Below are 17,656 nucleotides of genomic sequence, written 5' to 3'. Positions count from 1 at the left end.
TTAAGATTATTAAAATTTTATTAATTGGGTTCATGTTAGGAATCTGCCTATGTGGCAACACTATTTTTTATTTCCTGTGCTATAATTAATCTCTATTTTTGTGTAAAATTGCTTTATATAAAATTCACATGCAATAAGTCAAAAATTTATGACTACTAAAAAAATGACTAGTGATACTGAAACTTGTCCTGCACAAGGGCTTTTGAAGTTGCTTTCGGGTAAATGGAAACCCGAGATTTTTCGTCTGGCAGTTGAGTCGCCTTTGCGTTTCAGCAGTTTGTTGCGTGAAATCAAGGGTACAAACAAACAATCCCTTTCTGCTGCATTAAAAGAACTTGAAGAAATCGGATTGCTGGAAAAAGTTGTTATAAAACAAAAACCCCTGCATATTGAATATTATCTGACTGAAAAAGGAAAGTCTTTAATTCCGGTTTTTAAACAATTGGAGTTTTTATCGTAGAGACGCATCAACTTCTAATGAATAAATGATTAAACTTCTATTGTCCTTTATCTCGTTTGAAAACGGTAAGATTATGAGTGGCTGCACTATCTCATAATATCTGTATCAACCGGAACGTAATTTAAATGTCTGCTAATTGACAATATTTGACCTTTGTGATGGTACTCGTGTGTAATAACGTGTGTAAATAATTTTAAGGCTGTTGCAGTACTTTTTATATTTTGAATTTCATACTGTATATCAGTAAAGCTTTCAATATTAGCAATGAAGATATTCATAAAATCATCTACCTGATCGAATAATTTTATAACATCAGATATACTTGTATTTTCCTCATACTTAGAATAAACAATATCACTTTTCAATGCAAGATTAGCAATCCAATATTCGTATGTATTGGAAATATGGACTAAGAGATTTCTCATACTCCCCCCACGCCCGAAAGAAGTGTTTTGGTTAATAAAATCCTCAGGAGAAATTGTCCTGCAATAATCAAACAAAACTTTTCTTGAACCTTTTACCAGTTTGTATTGTTCTTCGGTATATTTTAAAATTGATGCCATTTCATTATTGATTTTGCATTTAGTCTATTCATTTCCTGTAATATCTCTATTATATTACAGTTCTAAATTTGGCAGCACAAAAGACTTTGTATTGGGATGTAATCTTATCCATAAACCAGGATTTGTATTTAGTTGCTGCAAAGCTTCATCTTTATCTAAACTCAGGGCTGTATTAAGCACTTTTGCATACGTCTGAACTTTAGCAGGAGCAGAATCAGCATCTACTACAGACTGAACGATCTTTTTGGCTTGTAATATCGTAGCCGGCCCTAAAGTGAGAATATACTCAGCAGACCTGCATTCTTTTTCATCACTTTCATTTACGGGGCTTCCTCCGGCTTTGAACTTGCTAATGTGGTGCTCCAAAATGCTACTGGATATCGGAATTATCCCTGCAATATGATGACTCTGCGCTCCGGAGAAAGGTTTAATATAAGCAAGGTGTGAGGCCTTATTTTCTTCAGGACCATGCCCAATAAAAAATATATCCAACCCACCTAATTCTTCTAATTTATTCAAATAATTTATGAGTGCGGACTCTAAATCTTTTGTATTTGTTTGCATTGGTGTAAAGCTTTTTATTTTTTTGAAAAAAGCATCACCTAAAATACGTTCAAAATCCCTGACAAAACTAAAACCATTATTCATACTCAAAGGTGCAAGTGCATCCTGCGTAAAGACATTCAGCCTGGCGAGCAGCTGATCCTGCTCTGTTGTTTTAGCTAACTCACCAAGCAAACGATGTAACTCCTGAGCTCCTCTCCCACCCAAAAGGGCTATATTAATATCACCTTCTTTTGATGCTGCCGTGCTGTAAAGCTCATTTAACATTGCCTGACCAACCTCAGCTTCACTATTGAGAACGGTAGGTACTATGCCATAATCCGTAAAATTAAACTCCTGATTATTTTTTTTAGACAACCATAGATTATTGTTGTCTTCTGTTTTTGTGAATTGTGTATTTTGTGTATTCATTATCTTCATTAAAAGTTCATTGCATGATTCGGCCTTTAATAACGGTTAACTTTCTCGGCAAAAGTAAATCAAAAAGCTTCAGTCCGATAAATGTACAAAAGTTTAATAGAAACACAAAAGCCGAAGTTTGCACTTCAGCCCTGCTTTCCTAATACTTCTTTAGAGAATTCTATATTAGTTTTATACGATTTTTAACGATTGAATCAATCCATCTTCGAATTCATAATAATAAGTCATTGTAATCGGACTTCCGGGAAAATTCCCTGAAACCTCGGTTTTTAATGTCTGCTCAATTTCTGAATATTCAAGGGGTTTCATTGTTGCCTGATATTTTTTATTTGCCTTTTCTATCCAGTTTTCTATTTCTTTTCTCCCGTTATGCGTTTTGCCCTCGTCAAAAACTACGGCTGTTTCTTTAAAACATTTGGCATATGCAACACTGTCAAAACTGTTTTGTGTTTTTACTAATTCTGCTACTACTTTTGGTAAGTCCATAATTTATATTTTAAAATTATTAAATTGTTGGCACTGTTCCGCCATCTATTACAAAATTGGTCCCTGTTAAATAATTTGCTCTTGGTGAAACCAAAAAACCTACGAGTTCTGCTACCTCTTCAGATTCAGCAGGCCTTCCAAAAGGAATTCCGCCCAATGCATCCATTACACTTTGTTGCGCTTCTTCTACCGTACTATTCGCATTTCTTGCAATTTCACCCAGCCATGCTTTTGATGCTGTCGTATTAATCCATCCCGGCGAAACAGTGAGCACACGAACTCCTTTTGGAGTTACTTCGTTAGATAAACTTTTACTGTAGTTGATTAATGCTGCTTTTGAAGCAGCATACGGCAATGTAGAATCGTAAAGTGGTAGTTTACCCTGAATAGAAGCAATGTGAATGATAACACCACTTTTTCGGTCAATCATTTGTGGTAAAAATCCTCTGTCCAGTCGTACAGGAGCAAGCAAATTAGCCTGCAAGGTTGATTCCCAGTCTTCATCCGTTAATACAGCAAAACCTCCGGCAGCAGTTACTGAAGAACCAAGGTTGTTTATAAGAATGTCTAGTTTTCCATAAGTCGACAGCACTTCGCTTACTACTCTTTTTGCATCTTCTGCCTTACTTAAATCGGAAGCAATGAAATGCAGGTTTGTGTTTTCTTTTTCGGGTGCGTTTCTTGCAATAATGACAACTGTTGCTCCAGCTTGTAAAAGCCTTTCTGCAATTGCTCTTCCTGCTCCTTTTGTACCTCCTGTTACTAAGGCAATCCTGCCTGATAACTCATTGTTGAAATTAAATTGTTGTTCCATTTGCTAAATTATTTTAGGCAAAGTTGAGACTTATGTACGCTTCTCACAAGTACGGAATTACGATTCAGATAGGGATAAATTTTTCCCCTATTGCACAATTTGGAACATTGATTTAATTTTGTCTTATGTATGAAAGAAAGATTTTACCGAAGCTAAATTGTGGTTTGGATTTGATTGGCGAAGTACTGTACGGCAAGTGGAAAATTCGTTTGTTGTGGTTTATCAACGAAGGACATAAACGTCCGAGTGAACTACAGCGAAAAATTCCTGATGCAACAAGACGTGTCCTCAATATTCAGCTAAAGGAACTGGAAGACCACGAATTGATTACAAAAAAAATCTATCCCGTTGTACCGCCAAAAGTAGAGTATAGTTTAACTGAATTTGGCAAAACGCTAATCCCTGTAATTTCTGTGTTGGGAAACTGGGGTGACAAAAATGAAGAGCATTTACGTACAGTTATTTTAAGACGTTTGAAGTCCTAAAGTAATGTGTCTGCTAAAAAACTACGACAGTAAATTAACGGATATTTTTCCTAATCCTGCTCAACGAAGATTGTGTAACTCCCAGGTAGGAAGCCAAATAAAACAGCGGAATACGATTGACAAGCTGCGGATATTTTTCCATAAAAGCCAGGTAGCGGGTTGTAGCATCTTCCGAAACCAAGGGACTTCTTCTCTCTATCTTTTGTATTAATGATTTTTTGACGATTTTGTTTACAATACTTTCCCAACCCACAATAGTATTTGCGATTTCTTCCCAATTTTGTTTAGAAAACACAATTAGTTTGCAATCCATAATAGCCTGCACATATCCTGAAGATGGAATTTGGTTATCAAAACTGTCCAGATCCACAACAAAATTGTTTTCGTCTATAAAATATGTGGTAATCTCTTCGCCATTGTTATTGTAATAGCAAACCCGGAGAATACCTTCCAAAACGAATCCAACCTGTTTTGCAATTTTGCCAGCTTCTGAAAAATAGTCTTCTTTTCGAAGTATTAATTCTGTTGACATACTTGTAACAAAGTCTATTTGCTGCTTGTTCAAATTTCCGAATTGCAATAAATAATTGATAAGTGTTTCCATAGTTTTATTTCATTTGGCTCATTATCATTTTGTCAAACATTTTATCGGACAGAATTTTTCTGAAAAACAACATCATTTTGGCTCCCGAAGCCCCAACATATCTTGTTTTCGGGTGATTTGCTTCAATGCCTTCTCTGATCAGTTTAGCAATAACAATTGGATCTGCAGCATTTTTCTCTACTGCTGCATACATATTGATTACGCTTTTTGCCAAAGAACTGTATTCGGTATTGCCTGAAACTCTTGACATATATTCTGTTCCAACCCCTGTCATTTCTGATTTTGTGCCACCCGGCTCAATCACAATTACGTCAATTCCGAACGGCTTTACTTCTTTGCGAAGTGCGTCACTCAATCCTTCAATAGCAAATTTACTTGCATGATACCATACTCCCATTGGCAGCGTCACTTTACCGCCAACCGATGAAATATTTATAATTTTACCATAGCCATTTTTTCGCATAGCAGGCAATACCAATTGTATCAAACGTGCCACCCCAAAAACGTTTACTTCCAACTGATATTTTGCATCAGAAATTGGCATATCTTCCAACGCGCCGTAATATCCTGAACCTGCATTGTTGACTAAAATGTCAATGCTTCCTGCTTCTTTCAAAATTTGTTCAACACAGGCAACAAGGCTTTCTTCTTTGGTAACATCCAAATAAATTGGTTTTATACCGTGTGTTTTTAAATCTTGCATCTTCTCTGTTCTGCGTGCTGCGCCATAAACGTTGTAGCCGTTTTGTGCCAAATAAATTGCTGTTGCTTTTCCAATACCTGCCGAAGCACCTGTTACTAAAACTGTCTTTGCCATTATATCTTTTTTTAAATTATTAATGAGCAAAGTTGGCTCCATAAAAAATGGAATTATTTGTCATTTGGCAAAAAGTGAGTTTTAGTTGGTGGATGGCTTTTTGTGTTTTAAGCTCTTTATTTGGATTTGCCACCGAAGATACCCGTGAAGCAAAGCATCCAAAATACAAAACCTTATTTGATTAAGCTAAATGCCTAAATCCATTATATAGGCTGTTACCTGTCGATTTTATTCTGCCCGTTTTTAATTACCTCAATTTTCGTATATCTAAAAACATTGCCTGCTGCTGCTGCTTCAACCTTTGCTAAATTCCGATTTTTCGGAAATCCTTTTTTATTACTAATTTGTCCTGTAACTTTTATTATTACAGGTAAATTTTCTCCATTAAATAGTGTATCAGCATTTATTATTTTTTTGTCCGCTGGTTCCAGCCAATAATATATTTTCTTGTCTGGCATATTGTTAAAACGGGTTTCGCTCCATTGTGCACAAGTGCAGGAAATAGCATTGTAGATTAAAGTTAATGTTTCTATTTTACCTTCTGATTCTAAATCAGGTTCGTCAATAGCCTCATTCTTTGTATAAACATTATTTTTTGAATTAGATATAGACTTTGTTTTGGTCTGTTCACAAGAAATCAAAGTCAGACTAAAAAATAAAATTGTAAATGCGTTTTTGATTTTATTCATATTCTAAAGTGTTGCTTGTTTAAATAACAGTAACGTCAGTGGGTTAAAAAAATCCTAAGAAATCAAATATAGAAAAAAAGTATGCTCAAAGAGAATTTTTTTTATTTCAGGATGCAGTACATAACTGGAATCTCTTTTCTACCAAATCTGTATTTCCAGTCTGGAAGATGCTTAGATTTCAATAACAAGTTTAGATGAATCATCTACAAAATTTACAATACACTTTTGTTATTAATAGCCTCGTTACAAACGCTACAATTTATCTTTTTAATTTATGTAGATACTCGTTGCAAACGAGCACCAGAGGGAGGCAGTACTTGGAAGCGAGAGAAGCTGAAAATAGTACAAGAAAAACTCCAAGTTAAAGTGCTTAAAAAAGTAGAAAAAAAAGCGTTTTTACCTAAATGTCCTTTTTGCAAAATAGGAAACGTACACCCAATAGCGGTTTTTCACCAGCGTGGTCCACCTGCTTGGTATCTTGGCGGTAGCCAAAACCCAATTCCCCGTGAAAGTTAATTTTACGGGTAAGGGAACTTATGTCCTAAGGTGAAGGAAAACACGACAAAACCATCTTTGAAACCACTTCAAAAAAAAGAGGACACTAAATCCTCTTGAAATTCTTCTGACTCCTTTATCGAAAACCCATAGTAGCGGAATCTCAGCGGTTTCGTTCAACAGGAGTTTCATTGTTCGGCTTGCAGCCGCAACGAAACTCTAGCTGATGTATGCCGTTTTTAGTTATAAAATACACTTGACCCCCAGTAATATATATTCTTTTCCATTCCTTCGACAAGTTTTTCTTCCATTTGTTTTAAGTCTATTTCTTTAAATTCTCCAGTCAAAATTGAGAGAGCAGATTTTCCTTTAAAACATAATTGCCCAATTGTTTTAGTGTAAGAATTCCAAAAGTCATTTTCACTTATATTTAACGAATAAAGAGCCCCAAAAAATAAAGCAGGTTCAGTTTCCACTGGCCATAAATGTGAAATAACACATTGGCTCGAACTTGCTAAACTAGCACCAAAGCCATGCTCATAGAGAGAATCGTGTGTAGCTGAAGTTGCACCATCACACACATTTAAAAAAAGTAATCGTTGATTGTTGAATTCTGTTTGTGAAATTGCTAGCTCTTTAACGGTTATTTCCACATTTGGTAAAATACTTAGCGTCGATTTATGAGGAATCATATGATCATAATTACCATGAGTTGCAATCCAAATTATGTCATATTCAGGATTATTATATTTTTTTAGAAAACTCTCTTTTGATTCTTCCAAAATGTTTACCGCATCAACCAGAACACCTGATTTTTGAAGAATTTCCGAAATCAGTTCCAATTCTCTATCGCTTGATAGAGTGCCATAACACCAGAGTAAAACCTTCTCAATTTTCTTACTAGGTTTTGGCTCTTCAAATGAACAGTTTATTGGAGCCGATCGTCCCAATTCTTTTATCATTAAAGGTTGTATAGGGTGTTGGTATCCTGGAAGAATCACTAGGTTTTCAAAATCTTTTATTGGAGAATCTTTGAGGATGTGATTGCTATAGTAGTTAGAAAGCTTTTTTTCAAAATCAATACCTAAATCCTTGTCTGGTATGCCTAAGTATTTTGGCTCTTCTAGAACAAATTCTGGATCGTCATGAAGTGATATTTTTGTCCCTAAAAATTTATTTGATACATAAATCAACTGGCGATATTCGTCTGTAGATAATTCATTGCCCAATACAACAATATTATCCAAAATAAACGAGCAGATTTGTTTATTAATATTTAAGGCTAAAAAAAGGTGTTTGTTATAAAAGGGCGTTTTTTCATAGAACTTAGAAAGAATATGGAAAGCTAGTTTTGCTTTACCTTCTTTAAGACAAGTCATTACTATGCCTCTTATAATCCCAAAAATTCTTCCTTTTTCGTATTTTTTTGAATCTTCATTTAAATCTGAGATTGAATTAAGATAATCTGTAAAGCCTTTGTCCATGAGGTCAAAGTCTGATTCTAATTCGTGAAGGTTGGTCGTATAGTATATTGCTAGAGCATGAAGTAGTTCATGTCCCTTGCAATACTGAGAAAAATTATCGATTACCTCTTTTGCATAAAATTCAGGTTTTTTATCTGTAAACTGAGCGCCACCAGTTGCCAATTGTAAATTGGCAAGTTTTTGATTTAATGGTTCTAATTTTGGAATCCAACCTTTGATTAAAGGAGCTAATTGATAACCTTTGGTTTCTTGGTTGTTGATTGACCACGCAAGAACTTGACATAGTAAATTCAAAGCCTGACTTTCCTCATAATCCATCCCGTAATTTTTCGGTAAATAGGAAAGGCGATGTATTTCTTGATTAAGAATTAAATTTGCTAATTCTTTTAAACCGCCTTGATGCCTAGAATAATAGAATAATGTTGTTAGCCATTCGATATAAGTTGAAGTTACATTATGGGTAATAAATGGGATTTTGGAATGGAAAAAAATGTTAATTCTTTCAAGTAGAAATGTTACTTCTATTCCATAATCTATTTTATCAGAAATGGACCAAACTAACCAATCATGAACCTGTGTAAATATTCCATTTTGGCTTAAAAATGAAGCGGACCTGACACAAATGTAAAACTGCAAAAACTGCAAAACTTCCAACTCTTCATTCGTTGGATTAGCTTTCGGTGACAGAATGTCTTGAAGTAAATATTTTGCACATGAATGAAATTCATCAGTTCCCTCAACGGATTTCTCATAAAATACGCATTCGACAAATTTAATAAAACTGTAAAATGTTACTCCAACTAATTCATCTTCCCAAAAAGACTGATTTTGAGATTCGAATTTTGAACTGAAAAGTGGAAAAGTTTCTTTTATCGTCATTTTGTTTAAAATGGCATACAACTCATTTATATACGCATAAATTCAACTAATTTTATCCTAAATTGGTATGTTATGCGCATGTTTGGGTTCGTATTATTTTTTCAAATATAATTTATTTATAACGAAAATTCACCCCATAAAATTCTAAATATTTTTTTTACAATACCATTTTTATGAAACCCAAAAGCCCCTAGCCCTGACAGAAGCGGCATCTCCCGCTTTAGAAAAACAAGGCTTTTTGCCGTAGTTTTTGTTGGCGGGAATACAGCGGAGAGCAGGAACAAGCTCCTAAATCTAAAACTCAGAATTCTATAAAACAAAAAAAGCTGCTCCGGGGCAAGGTAGAGCAGCTTTTTACAACTAAATAATTTGCATTACTTAATTGCCTGTATTCCTGTATGCGTTGGGGTTGCCTGTTTAATGGTTCCGTCTGGGTTGAATTCTAATTTATCAATGCAGACTTCACGGTGAAAACCTCCGGCCTCGCCCATTTTTATTCCGGTTGGGTATGAAAATCGGTGGTACGTGATATACCATTCATCTTTGTTTGGGATTTGTAAAACCGAATTATGACCTGTTGCATAGATTCCCTGATCCGGGATTCCCTGAATTACGATGTTGTTTTCGGGAATTTCAATTGGTCCCAGAGGCGATTTTGAAGTTCCGTAGCGAACTTTGTAATTCGGGCTTCTGGTATCGTCTTCACTCCACATGAAATAATAGGTTCCTTTTCTGTAAATCACGTAGGTTCCTTCACGGAATGTTTTATCAACTTTAATGAGCTTCACATCGCCTTTGAATGAAATCATATCATCATTCAGTTCAGCTACAGCCATGTATCCGTTACCCCAGTACAAATAGCTTTTTCCTGTTTTAGGATCTGTAAAAACATCCGGGTCTATTTCCTGACCGCCTTTTACTCCTTCCGGTCTGGTCGCTACCAAAGCTTTTCCGCTGTCTTTGAAAGGTCCTGCAGGATTGTCTGAAACGGCAACACCAATTTTTTGCGCTGCAGTGAAATAATAGAAATATTTGTATTTTCCTTTTACCTTTTTCTCTACGATACAAGGCGCCCAGGCATTTCTGTTAGCCCAGCTTACATCTTTTGGAAGATCTAAAATAACACCTTCGTCTTTCCAGTCTACTAAATTATCAGATGAAAAAGTTTTGAAATACTTTCCGGACCAGCCATCAAATCCATCGCTGGTTGGGTAGATGTAATATTTTTTGGTTTTGTTTGAATATAAAATGTCAGGATCGGCATAATAGCCTTCTAAAACGGGATTGTTATTGATTTTCGGCAATTTTTCAGGAGTTCCCCATTTGGCAAGCAGCCTTTTCAATTCGGTACGTGTGATTGGCAAAATAGTTCCGTGACGGGGTTTGAAATCCATTGAAATCTCATCGTCAATTGCTTTGAAATTTTCTAAATCGGTACTTTTTGTAAACTGATATCTTCCTTTTTTATAAACATCATACATCAGGATATAGTCATCCGAATTGTTCAATTTGAAAACACTCGAACCTTCTACAGATTCTTTTGTCTGCTGCAGGTAATTGTCGTTTTCTGTCCATTTTCCTGAAGTCAAATCGGTTGTAGTAGCCACTTTGATTCCTGGATTTTCGGTCTCGGTTTTGTAAAAAAGATGATACACACCGTCCTTTTCGATAATGTCGCCGTCAATACACGCTTTTTCAGATTTTGGAACAAATAGTAATTTTGGCTCGCTTTCCAGTGCTGTAAAATCTTTATTCGCATAAGCGTAATAAATTTTATCCGCATCATTGTTATGCTGCATGCTGAAGTAAATCAGATACTTTCCGGCTTTTGCATCGTAAATGGTCTGTGGTGCCCAGACACGTTTCAGGTTTTCATTACCCGGAAATGCTTTCTGGATATTTACAATACTGCTTTTCCAGTTTACAAGATCGGTGCTTTTTAGCAACACCATGGCACGATTGCTGTCCCATCCTTTTGAAGAAGTCATATCGGTCAATACCATATAAAATGTTTTACCGTCATCACCGCGCAAAATATGAGGATCGCGCACGCCTCCTGTTGAACTGATTGCCTTACTGTCTATAACTGGTTTATCTTTGTTAAGGGTATAATAATGATAACCATCGGCACTTACTGCATAACGGACCGCTTCTTCTTCTACACTGTTTCCTGTAAAATACACAAACAAATACGCGGTTAAATCTTTGCCGGGAATAACTGGAGGACTTCCTGCTGCAGGCTGCTGTGCCTGTAGTACATTAAAAAATGCTACTAGTACTATAAGATAAAAATGTGTTTTTTTCATTATCATTTAATTTTATTATGCTCTTTAAATTCTGGTATCATGCAGAATTTAAAAGCTTTCATTTAAAAGTGTTTTAGAACTGATTTTCACCCGGATTACTGCGAAAGAATACGGAGGCAGTTCTTTTGAAAATGCTTCTTTGGCAGTCAGTTTCTGTGTAACCGGTCTTGCTGCTGTTTTATCTGGTTTTCCAGTCATCAGCGTGTAAGTTGTATTTTCAGCGGTTGAAAAATTCGTCAAATCTATGGAAGGCGTTACCGAAGCCGGAAGGAGATTGACCAATTTTACAATCAAATCACCAGTAGCGCTATCCTGAACAGCTGATATTCCGATACGCTTGCTGACATCGTTATTGGTGTCCGAAAGTTTTATAGTGTTTTGCAGGTAAATATCGCCCGGATTCTGACCGTACAATTGCTGTACAAAATAATTTACCGTTGGTTTTACTTCATTCCCATTAAAATAAATCAAATCAGGATTCCATTGTGTGTGTTTTTCGCGTGCCAGTAATGGCGCATACGAAGCCATTGCAACCACATCACCGTTTCGCTCGATTCCGGTCAGGTATAAGGCTTCGGCTAAAGCATTGTAAAACTTATTGCCCCAAGACGCATATTCACCCAGATATACTTTTGATTTTGAGCGGTCATAGCCATCATAAAAACTTTGATTGTTGATGAACCAGCCCGGGCTCTGGTAATAATGTTCGTCAACAATTGGCAGTTTCATATCGTCTGCAAGTGCCCAGCCTTCGTCATAATCTGATCCTTCATTAAAAGGTCCAACAGTACCAATTACAATGATTTCAGGATATTTTTGCTGTACGGCTTTTACAATCATTCGGTAGCGTTCTTCGAAAACATCACTGATCAGGTCTTCATTTCCGATTCCGACATATTTTAAATTGAAGGGCTTTGGATGACCTGCTTCAGCACGTTTTTTTCCCCAGACACTGGTTGCGCTTCCGTTTGCGTATTCAATCAAATCCAAAACATCCTGAACGTATTCGTCCATATCTTTCATCGGGATTCCGAATTGCTGTCCGGCACCTCCGTCAGAAGAGTTCTGGCAAGGAACACCGGCTGCTAAAACCGGAACCGGCTCTGCTCCCAGATCCTCACAAAACTGAAAGTACTCAAAATATCCTAATCCCATTGACTGATGGTAATTCCAGATATTTCGTGAAGGGATACGGCTTTCTAAAGGTCCAATCGTATTTTTCCATTTGTAAATATTATGAATTCCATCTCCATGTGCTACGCAGCCGCCCGGAAAACGCACAAACTTAGGATGCATTGCTGCAATAGTTTCTGCCAAATCTGCCCGAAGACCATTTTTACGGTTTTTGAAAGTCTTTTGCGGAAAAAGCGAAATCATATCAACAGCGATTTCGCCAGTTGTACTGATTTCCAAATTTGCATCTGTAACGGTTTTAGATGGTTTTAATACTGCATTTATTTTTTTCCAGGAAGACCCTGATTTTAAAGAGGCTTCCGCCAAAGTTTCTCCCGAAGCCGACTTTAATTTTACAACAAAACCTGCGCCTTTTGCAAATACACTAAAATCATATTTTTCATTGGCTTTAAGCGGAATGCCGCCAAATCCGGTGTTGCTGATAGTTCCTTTTGTAACTACAGCATAATTTGGATTGTTGACATGAATCGGGTTTTCTTTTGCGATTTTAAAATCACCGTTCCATGCCATTTTTGCGTTCCATTTTTCATCGCTGCCTTTTTTATCGTGCAGTGTATATTCGAAACCACGATTTTGAATCAGTTCGCCATATAAACCGCCATCAGCAGCATAATTAATATCTTCAAAAAATACGCCTGTAAGCATATTGCTTATTTTTTTAGGGTCTTTCGTAGTGATACTAATTTGAGCCGTTACAGGCTTTAAACCCGTAAATAATATACTGTCACTTTTTGGAGAAGCATCGTTCTGTTTGTCCCTGAACTTAGAAGCTTCCATATTTTTGATCAGTGAATTAACAAGGCTCCACTCTACTTCGGTCACTGTTCCTTTTACATTTTGTCCCTGCAAAATAATCTCTGTTCTTGAAGGAAGACTTTCTGTATGAATTGTTGTTGCACTATAATTTTTAAAATCTTTCGTGGTATTCGAATAGTTTTTATTATCAACTGTCCAGTGAATCACATACTGCCCGTTTTTACGGCTTACTTTTATATCTTTAATGATCGGCTTCACCTCTGTTTCTAAGCTTTTCATCGCCTGAACGTAATTCTGGCTTTTCCAGTTAATCAGATTTTTGCTTGAAGCATGTGCAAAAACATCATCATTTACACTCCATAAACAATGAAAAATTCCGTTATCATCTTTTATAAAATATGGTTCCGTCGTGCATTTGCCCGTTGGTCCCCAGCTGCCGTAATCTGATTTTAAAAAACTGTGCTCAGGTCCTATCGCAAACCAGTTTTTCTGATCTGTGCTCCATGCAAAATGAAGTCCGTTTCTGCCGTTGCTTTTTAATGTCGAATACGCAAAAAGATAGACCTTGTCTGGTTTTTCATCTTTTATTTTTAAAGTAAAAGCAGAAGAAAACAAAACAATGATTAAAAGCGATAGCTGAGCCAGCAGTTTTTTCGATGAAAAGTGGTTCATTATTTTTTGCTTTTTAGTTTATAAAGAACAGAACTGTGAGGTTTTAAAGTTGCGGAAACTTCTTTTGAAGAAAGATTTACTTTTTCGGCTGTCCACATGTTTTTACAATCTGCAAAACTGGCAATACCAAGATCTGAAAGACTTACCGAAACGTTTTGTGTTTCTGTATCTGAAATATTAAACAATGCCAGATACACGCTGTCGTCTTTTGGATTTCTTGAAGTCACGGCAATTTTTCCTTCTTTCTGAAAAAGCTGTTTTACATCGGTACTTTCATTGTGCATTTTTACTACTTCTTTATTCGTCAGCAATGCTAAAGTAAAGGCATCATTGCTAGGCAGATCACCTCCAAAGAACAAAGGTGATTTAAAGATATTGAAAAAAGTAATCAAGGTGTATTGTTCATCCTTTGTCAGACGGGTCATTCTGTCTTCTCCTCTTTCTCCCCTAACTGAAATACGTCCAAGCGGAATCATATCACAATCAGGCCATGTTCCCGGAGCAATGTACGGATACCATTTTTGCGCTACATCCATCAAATGTGTAATGTGCGGCCAGGTATCCCAAACATCATCTACCATACGCCACATATTGGCATGTTCTTTTACGTGCGCAGCAGCTGAAATTGGCGTTTCACCCGGAGATGTGCTTAATACGATTTTACGTCCGCATTTGTCTATTGCATTTCGGATCAAGTTGATTTCACTTTCGTGATACGGTCTCGACAAATCATCAATTTTAATGAAATCTACGCCCCATTGTGCATATAGTTCAAAAATAGAATCATAATATTCCTGCGCACCCGGTTTATTGGCTAAAATGGTATAATTGTCTTTCAGCCATTCGCATTGCAAAGCTGTTGTGTAAATCTGATCGGCTGTGATTCCGTTTGCGCCTTTAATCGGCATTTTTTCTTCAACTGCTTTTTTAGGAATACCACGCATGATATGAATTCCAAATTTCAATCCTTTTTTATGAATATAATCTGCTAAAGGCTTGAATCCCTGATTATCTTTTGCAGAAGGAAAACGGTTTACAGCAGGCTGATATCGTCCGTATTGGTCTATTACATGACGCGGGTCAGTCTGGTTGTAGCCTCCGGCTTTATCATTTTCTACAAACCATCTGATATCTACTACCACATATTCCCATCCAAATTTCTTCAGGTTCTGCGCCATATAATCCGCATTGGCTTTTACCTCATGTTCTTCTACTGTCGGACCGTAGCAATCCCAGCTGTTCCAGCCCATGGGAGGAGTTTGTGCCCATTGCTTAAATTCATCTTTCTTAAAAACTCCTTTTTGAGCATTTGAAAAAAATGGTGTTAAAAAAATTCCTAAACCAAATATAATGATGCTTTTAATTTTCATATCAGTAAAAAAATAAGTGTTAATAGTACACTTCAAATATAATAAACTTTTATTCATTATAACAAAAAACCTGCCTGCGAATACCAAAAATGCAGACAGGTTTAACTCAAATTAAAATAAACTAACTAAATTATCTTACATTCACAGTAATTTCAACCGGTTTTAACCATTGACTGGTAAAAGTGACTTTGATAGGCTGCGCTTCTCCCGTTGCTTCAATGTATGCCGCAATATGTCCGTGGTAAACTCGCTGAACATTATCTGTATAATCTGTCATGTCGCTGTTGTTTCCTGCTTCAAGTCCTAATAAAACTCCCGGACCAGTAATCGTACACGTCACTTCATTATCTGAAAGCATCACCGGAAGGCCGTTTTGATCTTTAACCTGAACCATTATTTTAGCAACGCCTCTGTCTTTGCTTATGGTGATATCTTTTTCAGCAATCGTTAATTCAACCGGCTGTTGGGTTGTTGTGATTGCATAACGGCTTACTTCTTTATCGTTTTTATCTAATCCAACCGCTTCTAATTTTCCTGAAGCAAAAGGAATATCCCAGTAAATGATTCCGGTTTTTTCGTCGTATAATTTGGTTTCGCCAACTACTTTTCCGTTTAATTCCAAACGTGCTTTTGCAGCATTCGTATAACAAACCACACGGATTTTCTGACCTGCCTCGTAGTTCCAGATTGCCCATGCATCTTTAGAAATATCTTTTTCATTTTTCAAAACATACGTTCCTAAATAAGCCATTGGTTTATCTGACCATAATGACTGACGGAAATACCCCCTTGGCTTGATTACTCCGGCAAAATCAACCAGTCCAGAATAAAATCCTCTTGAAGGCCATCTTCCTGATTCACCTAAATAATCAATTCCTGTCCATAAAAACTGTCCGAAAATATGCTTGTTGTTTTTTACAGCCAGCCATGGTTCCATGTCGTGCACATTTTCACTTCCAAAAATGACTCTTTTTGGATATTTTTCGTGATCCGACTGGTATTTGCTTTCTGTATAGTTGTATCCTGTAATATCCAAAGCTCCCGGATATTCAGTTTCGTTAGACATGGCAACACCTGCTAAGCCTGCAGTTGTAGGACGCGATTTATCGTATTTTTTTACTGCTGCAACCAGACGTTTTGCAATTGCACCAAGGCGCATCGCATCAGGAGCATCTTTTTTATATCCTCCGTAATTTGCCTGTCCGAATCCATTTTTACCCTGATCTAAAACAGGATGCGAATATGGATCGTTTGGATAATCTACTTCGTTACCAATGCTCCATCCAAAAACAGAAAGATGGTTTCTGTCACGGCGTACAAAATCTTCTAAGTCTTTTTCTGCCCAGTCAGCAAAAATATCAAATGAGCCTTCAAATCCAGGTGTTCCGTAATTCCAGCCTTCCAGCCATTTACGTTTAGGGAATTCCCACTCGTCATATGCTTCATTTAATACCAATAATCCTAATTCGTCGCAAAGTTCATAAAATTCAGGAGCCTGCGGATTATGGCTCGTACGAATTGCGTTTACACCAATTTCCTTTAATGTCTGTAATCTGGTTTTCCAAACTTCACGAGGAACTGCTGAACCCAAAACTCCGGCATCGTGATGTAAACAAACACCTTTCATTTTCATCCATTTGTCATTTAATGCAAAACCATTATTTGGATCGAAAGTGAATTTTCTGAAACCTGTTTTGGTAACCGTTTCGTCGATTTGTTTTCCGTCTTTTAAAACCGTTGTTTTTAACTGATACAAATTCGGATTGTCCAAATCCCATAATTGTGGATTTTTGATGTTTAATTTAGTCGAAATTTTTCCATTTTGATTGGCTGCCACATCCACTTTTGAAGAAGATTTAGCCACTGTTTTTCCATCTTTCGAAATCAATTCATTAATTACCGTAAGAGCTGATTTTGATGCTGAACCATTTTCAACCTCAACCTCAACATTCAAAGTTCCAGCTCCTTTTTTTACTTCAGGATAAGCGTAAACACCCCATTGTGCAATATGAACCGGATTTGCATATACTACCCATACATCCCTGTAAATTCCTGAACCGGTGTACCATCTTGAATCTGCACTCTGGCTGTGGTCCACACGAACTGAAATAGTATTTTCTCCTCCATATTTTATAAATGGTGTCGCATCATAAGCAAAAGAAATATAACCGTTTGGTCGTTTGCCTAAAGAATGTCCGTTGATGAAAACTTCGCTTCGGTTGTAAACGCCTTCAAAATATAAATATATTTTTTCGCCGCTTTTACTCTGTGGAATATTAATTGATTTTCTGTACCAGCCAATTCCTCCTGGAAGAAAACCTGTACAACTTGCCAATGTTGGGCTCAGCTGGCCTTTTACACTCCAGTCATGCGGCACATTTATCTTTTGCCATTTACTGTCGTCAAAAGCTGTGTTTTTTGCATCCGGAGTTTCCTGTAAATTGAACTTCCAGTTGTCATTAATTTTTTTAGAATCTCCAAACGAAATCTGGCTGCTCGCTGACAGACACGAAAAGAGTAATACGGGTAATAAGATCTTTTTTGTAAACATGTTTCTAAAGGTTCTAAGATGCTGAGATTCTAAGTTTCTAAGCTTCT

15 protein-coding genes and 1 pseudogene are annotated in these 17,656 nt (G+C 36.7%); 4 read left to right on the top strand and 12 right to left on the bottom strand.

The features are described 5' to 3' along the window. Window positions 1–148: 148 nt before the first annotated feature. On the top strand, window positions 149–460 hold the full coding sequence (locus tag P5P89_RS18325; RefSeq protein WP_278009609.1) for a winged helix-turn-helix transcriptional regulator: 312 nt from the start codon (window positions 149–151) through the stop codon (window positions 458–460). 86 nt (window positions 461–546) lie between these two features. Here the strand turns inward: P5P89_RS18325 and P5P89_RS18320 are convergent, their stop codons facing one another. From P5P89_RS18320 to P5P89_RS18305, 4 genes are all read right to left on the bottom strand, one after another. After that, window positions 547–1,023: a DinB family protein gene (locus P5P89_RS18320; protein ID WP_278009608.1), complete on the bottom strand. Its 477-nt coding sequence runs from the start codon at window positions 1,021–1,023 to the stop codon at window positions 547–549. A 54-nt stretch (window positions 1,024–1,077) separates the two neighbouring features. Beyond that, entirely contained in the window at window positions 1,078–1,998 is a 921-nt protein-coding gene (locus tag P5P89_RS18315) for a hypothetical protein (protein ID WP_278009607.1), read from the bottom strand. A 180-nt stretch (window positions 1,999–2,178) separates the two neighbouring features. Then, entirely contained in the window at window positions 2,179–2,493 is a 315-nt protein-coding gene (locus P5P89_RS18310; protein ID WP_278009606.1) for a nuclear transport factor 2 family protein, read from the bottom strand. Window positions 2,494–2,512: 19 nt separating this feature from the next. Continuing rightward, a complete protein-coding gene (locus P5P89_RS18305; RefSeq protein WP_278009605.1) occupies window positions 2,513–3,307 on the bottom strand; it encodes an SDR family oxidoreductase in 795 nt (264 codons plus the stop codon). A 125-nt stretch (window positions 3,308–3,432) separates the two neighbouring features. Between P5P89_RS18305 and P5P89_RS18300 the strand changes: the two genes are divergently transcribed. Further along, the gene (locus P5P89_RS18300) at window positions 3,433–3,792 is read left to right on the top strand and encodes a winged helix-turn-helix transcriptional regulator (RefSeq protein WP_278009604.1); all 360 of its coding nucleotides are present in this window, start codon (window positions 3,433–3,435) and stop codon (window positions 3,790–3,792) included. Window positions 3,793–3,826: 34 nt separating this feature from the next. Here P5P89_RS18300 and P5P89_RS18295 read toward each other — a convergent pair whose 3' ends face one another. Both P5P89_RS18295 and P5P89_RS18290 read right to left on the bottom strand, forming a co-directional pair. Next, the gene (locus P5P89_RS18295; protein WP_278009603.1) at window positions 3,827–4,396 is read right to left on the bottom strand and encodes a Crp/Fnr family transcriptional regulator; all 570 of its coding nucleotides are present in this window, start codon (window positions 4,394–4,396) and stop codon (window positions 3,827–3,829) included. A 4-nt stretch (window positions 4,397–4,400) separates the two neighbouring features. Beyond that, entirely contained in the window at window positions 4,401–5,213 is an 813-nt protein-coding gene (locus P5P89_RS18290; RefSeq protein WP_278009602.1) for an oxidoreductase, read from the bottom strand. 47 nt (window positions 5,214–5,260) lie between these two features. Here P5P89_RS18290 and P5P89_RS18285 point away from each other — a divergent pair, with 47 nt between their 5' ends. Further along, the gene (locus P5P89_RS18285; protein WP_278009601.1) at window positions 5,261–5,398 is read left to right on the top strand and encodes a hypothetical protein; all 138 of its coding nucleotides are present in this window, start codon (window positions 5,261–5,263) and stop codon (window positions 5,396–5,398) included. Window positions 5,399–5,428: 30 nt separating this feature from the next. Here P5P89_RS18285 and P5P89_RS18280 read toward each other — a convergent pair whose 3' ends face one another. Continuing rightward, entirely contained in the window at window positions 5,429–5,902 is a 474-nt protein-coding gene (locus tag P5P89_RS18280) for a hypothetical protein (protein WP_278009600.1), read from the bottom strand. 312 nt (window positions 5,903–6,214) lie between these two features. Here P5P89_RS18280 and P5P89_RS18275 point away from each other — a divergent pair. Then, window positions 6,215–6,418 (top strand): annotated as a pseudogene (locus P5P89_RS18275) (IS91 family transposase); the annotation flags it as partial. Window positions 6,419–6,636: 218 nt separating this feature from the next. Here the strand turns inward: P5P89_RS18275 and P5P89_RS18270 are convergent. The 5 genes from P5P89_RS18270 to P5P89_RS18250 all read right to left on the bottom strand — a co-directional run bounded on the left by P5P89_RS18270 (window position 6,637) and on the right by P5P89_RS18250 (window position 17,609). Continuing rightward, the gene (locus P5P89_RS18270; protein ID WP_278009598.1) at window positions 6,637–8,760 is read right to left on the bottom strand and encodes a CHAT domain-containing protein; all 2,124 of its coding nucleotides are present in this window, start codon (window positions 8,758–8,760) and stop codon (window positions 6,637–6,639) included. Between the two features lie 374 nt (window positions 8,761–9,134). Beyond that, a complete protein-coding gene (locus P5P89_RS18265; protein ID WP_278009597.1) occupies window positions 9,135–11,066 on the bottom strand; it encodes a glycoside hydrolase family 43 protein in 1,932 nt (643 codons plus the stop codon). 48 nt (window positions 11,067–11,114) lie between these two features. Further along, window positions 11,115–13,688, bottom strand: a complete 2,574-nt coding sequence (locus tag P5P89_RS18260; protein WP_278009596.1) for an alpha-L-arabinofuranosidase C-terminal domain-containing protein — start codon at window positions 13,686–13,688, stop codon at window positions 11,115–11,117. Next, window positions 13,688–15,058, bottom strand: coding sequence for a glycoside hydrolase family 27 protein (locus tag P5P89_RS18255; RefSeq protein ID WP_278009595.1), 1,371 nt, complete (start codon window positions 15,056–15,058; stop codon window positions 13,688–13,690). The genes P5P89_RS18260 and P5P89_RS18255 overlap by 1 nt, the downstream gene beginning before the upstream one ends. Before the next feature lie 130 nt (window positions 15,059–15,188). Next, window positions 15,189–17,609 carry a glycoside hydrolase family 2 TIM barrel-domain containing protein gene (locus tag P5P89_RS18250; RefSeq protein ID WP_278009594.1) on the bottom strand — a complete coding sequence of 807 codons (2,421 nt, stop codon included), beginning with the start codon at window positions 17,607–17,609 and terminating at the stop codon, window positions 15,189–15,191. Window positions 17,610–17,656: the final 47 nt, after the last annotated feature.

It is taken from the genome of Flavobacterium gyeonganense (assembly GCF_029625295.1).
GTDB lineage: Bacteria > Bacteroidota > Bacteroidia > Flavobacteriales > Flavobacteriaceae > Flavobacterium > Flavobacterium gyeonganense.
This window is presented reverse-complemented; position numbering and strand designations above follow the sequence as displayed.

Bases quoted from the DNA above. Each gene is read 5' to 3' on its own strand.
- P5P89_RS18285 (WP_278009601.1), top strand. From the start codon at position 5,261: ATGGAATTATTTGTCATTTGGCAAAAAGTGAGTTTTAGTTGGTGGATG.
- P5P89_RS18305 (WP_278009605.1), bottom strand. From the start codon at position 3,307: ATGGAACAACAATTTAATTTCAACAATGAGTTATCAGGCAGGATTGCC.
- P5P89_RS18255 (WP_278009595.1), bottom strand. From the start codon at position 15,058: ATGAAAATTAAAAGCATCATTATATTTGGTTTAGGAATTTTTTTAACA.
- P5P89_RS18315 (WP_278009607.1), bottom strand. From the start codon at position 1,998: ATGAATACACAAAATACACAATTCACAAAAACAGAAGACAACAATAAT.
- P5P89_RS18325 (WP_278009609.1), top strand. From the start codon at position 149: ATGACTACTAAAAAAATGACTAGTGATACTGAAACTTGTCCTGCACAA.
- P5P89_RS18250 (WP_278009594.1), bottom strand. From the start codon at position 17,609: ATGTTTACAAAAAAGATCTTATTACCCGTATTACTCTTTTCGTGTCTG.
- P5P89_RS18290 (WP_278009602.1), bottom strand. From the start codon at position 5,213: ATGGCAAAGACAGTTTTAGTAACAGGTGCTTCGGCAGGTATTGGAAAA.
- P5P89_RS18295 (WP_278009603.1), bottom strand. From the start codon at position 4,396: ATGGAAACACTTATCAATTATTTATTGCAATTCGGAAATTTGAACAAG.
- P5P89_RS18300 (WP_278009604.1), top strand. From the start codon at position 3,433: ATGTATGAAAGAAAGATTTTACCGAAGCTAAATTGTGGTTTGGATTTG.
- P5P89_RS18265 (WP_278009597.1), bottom strand. From the start codon at position 11,066: ATGAAAAAAACACATTTTTATCTTATAGTACTAGTAGCATTTTTTAAT.
- P5P89_RS18320 (WP_278009608.1), bottom strand. From the start codon at position 1,023: ATGGCATCAATTTTAAAATATACCGAAGAACAATACAAACTGGTAAAA.
- P5P89_RS18270 (WP_278009598.1), bottom strand. From the start codon at position 8,760: ATGACGATAAAAGAAACTTTTCCACTTTTCAGTTCAAAATTCGAATCT.
- P5P89_RS18280 (WP_278009600.1), bottom strand. From the start codon at position 5,902: ATGAATAAAATCAAAAACGCATTTACAATTTTATTTTTTAGTCTGACT.
- P5P89_RS18260 (WP_278009596.1), bottom strand. From the start codon at position 13,688: ATGAACCACTTTTCATCGAAAAAACTGCTGGCTCAGCTATCGCTTTTA.
- P5P89_RS18310 (WP_278009606.1), bottom strand. From the start codon at position 2,493: ATGGACTTACCAAAAGTAGTAGCAGAATTAGTAAAAACACAAAACAGT.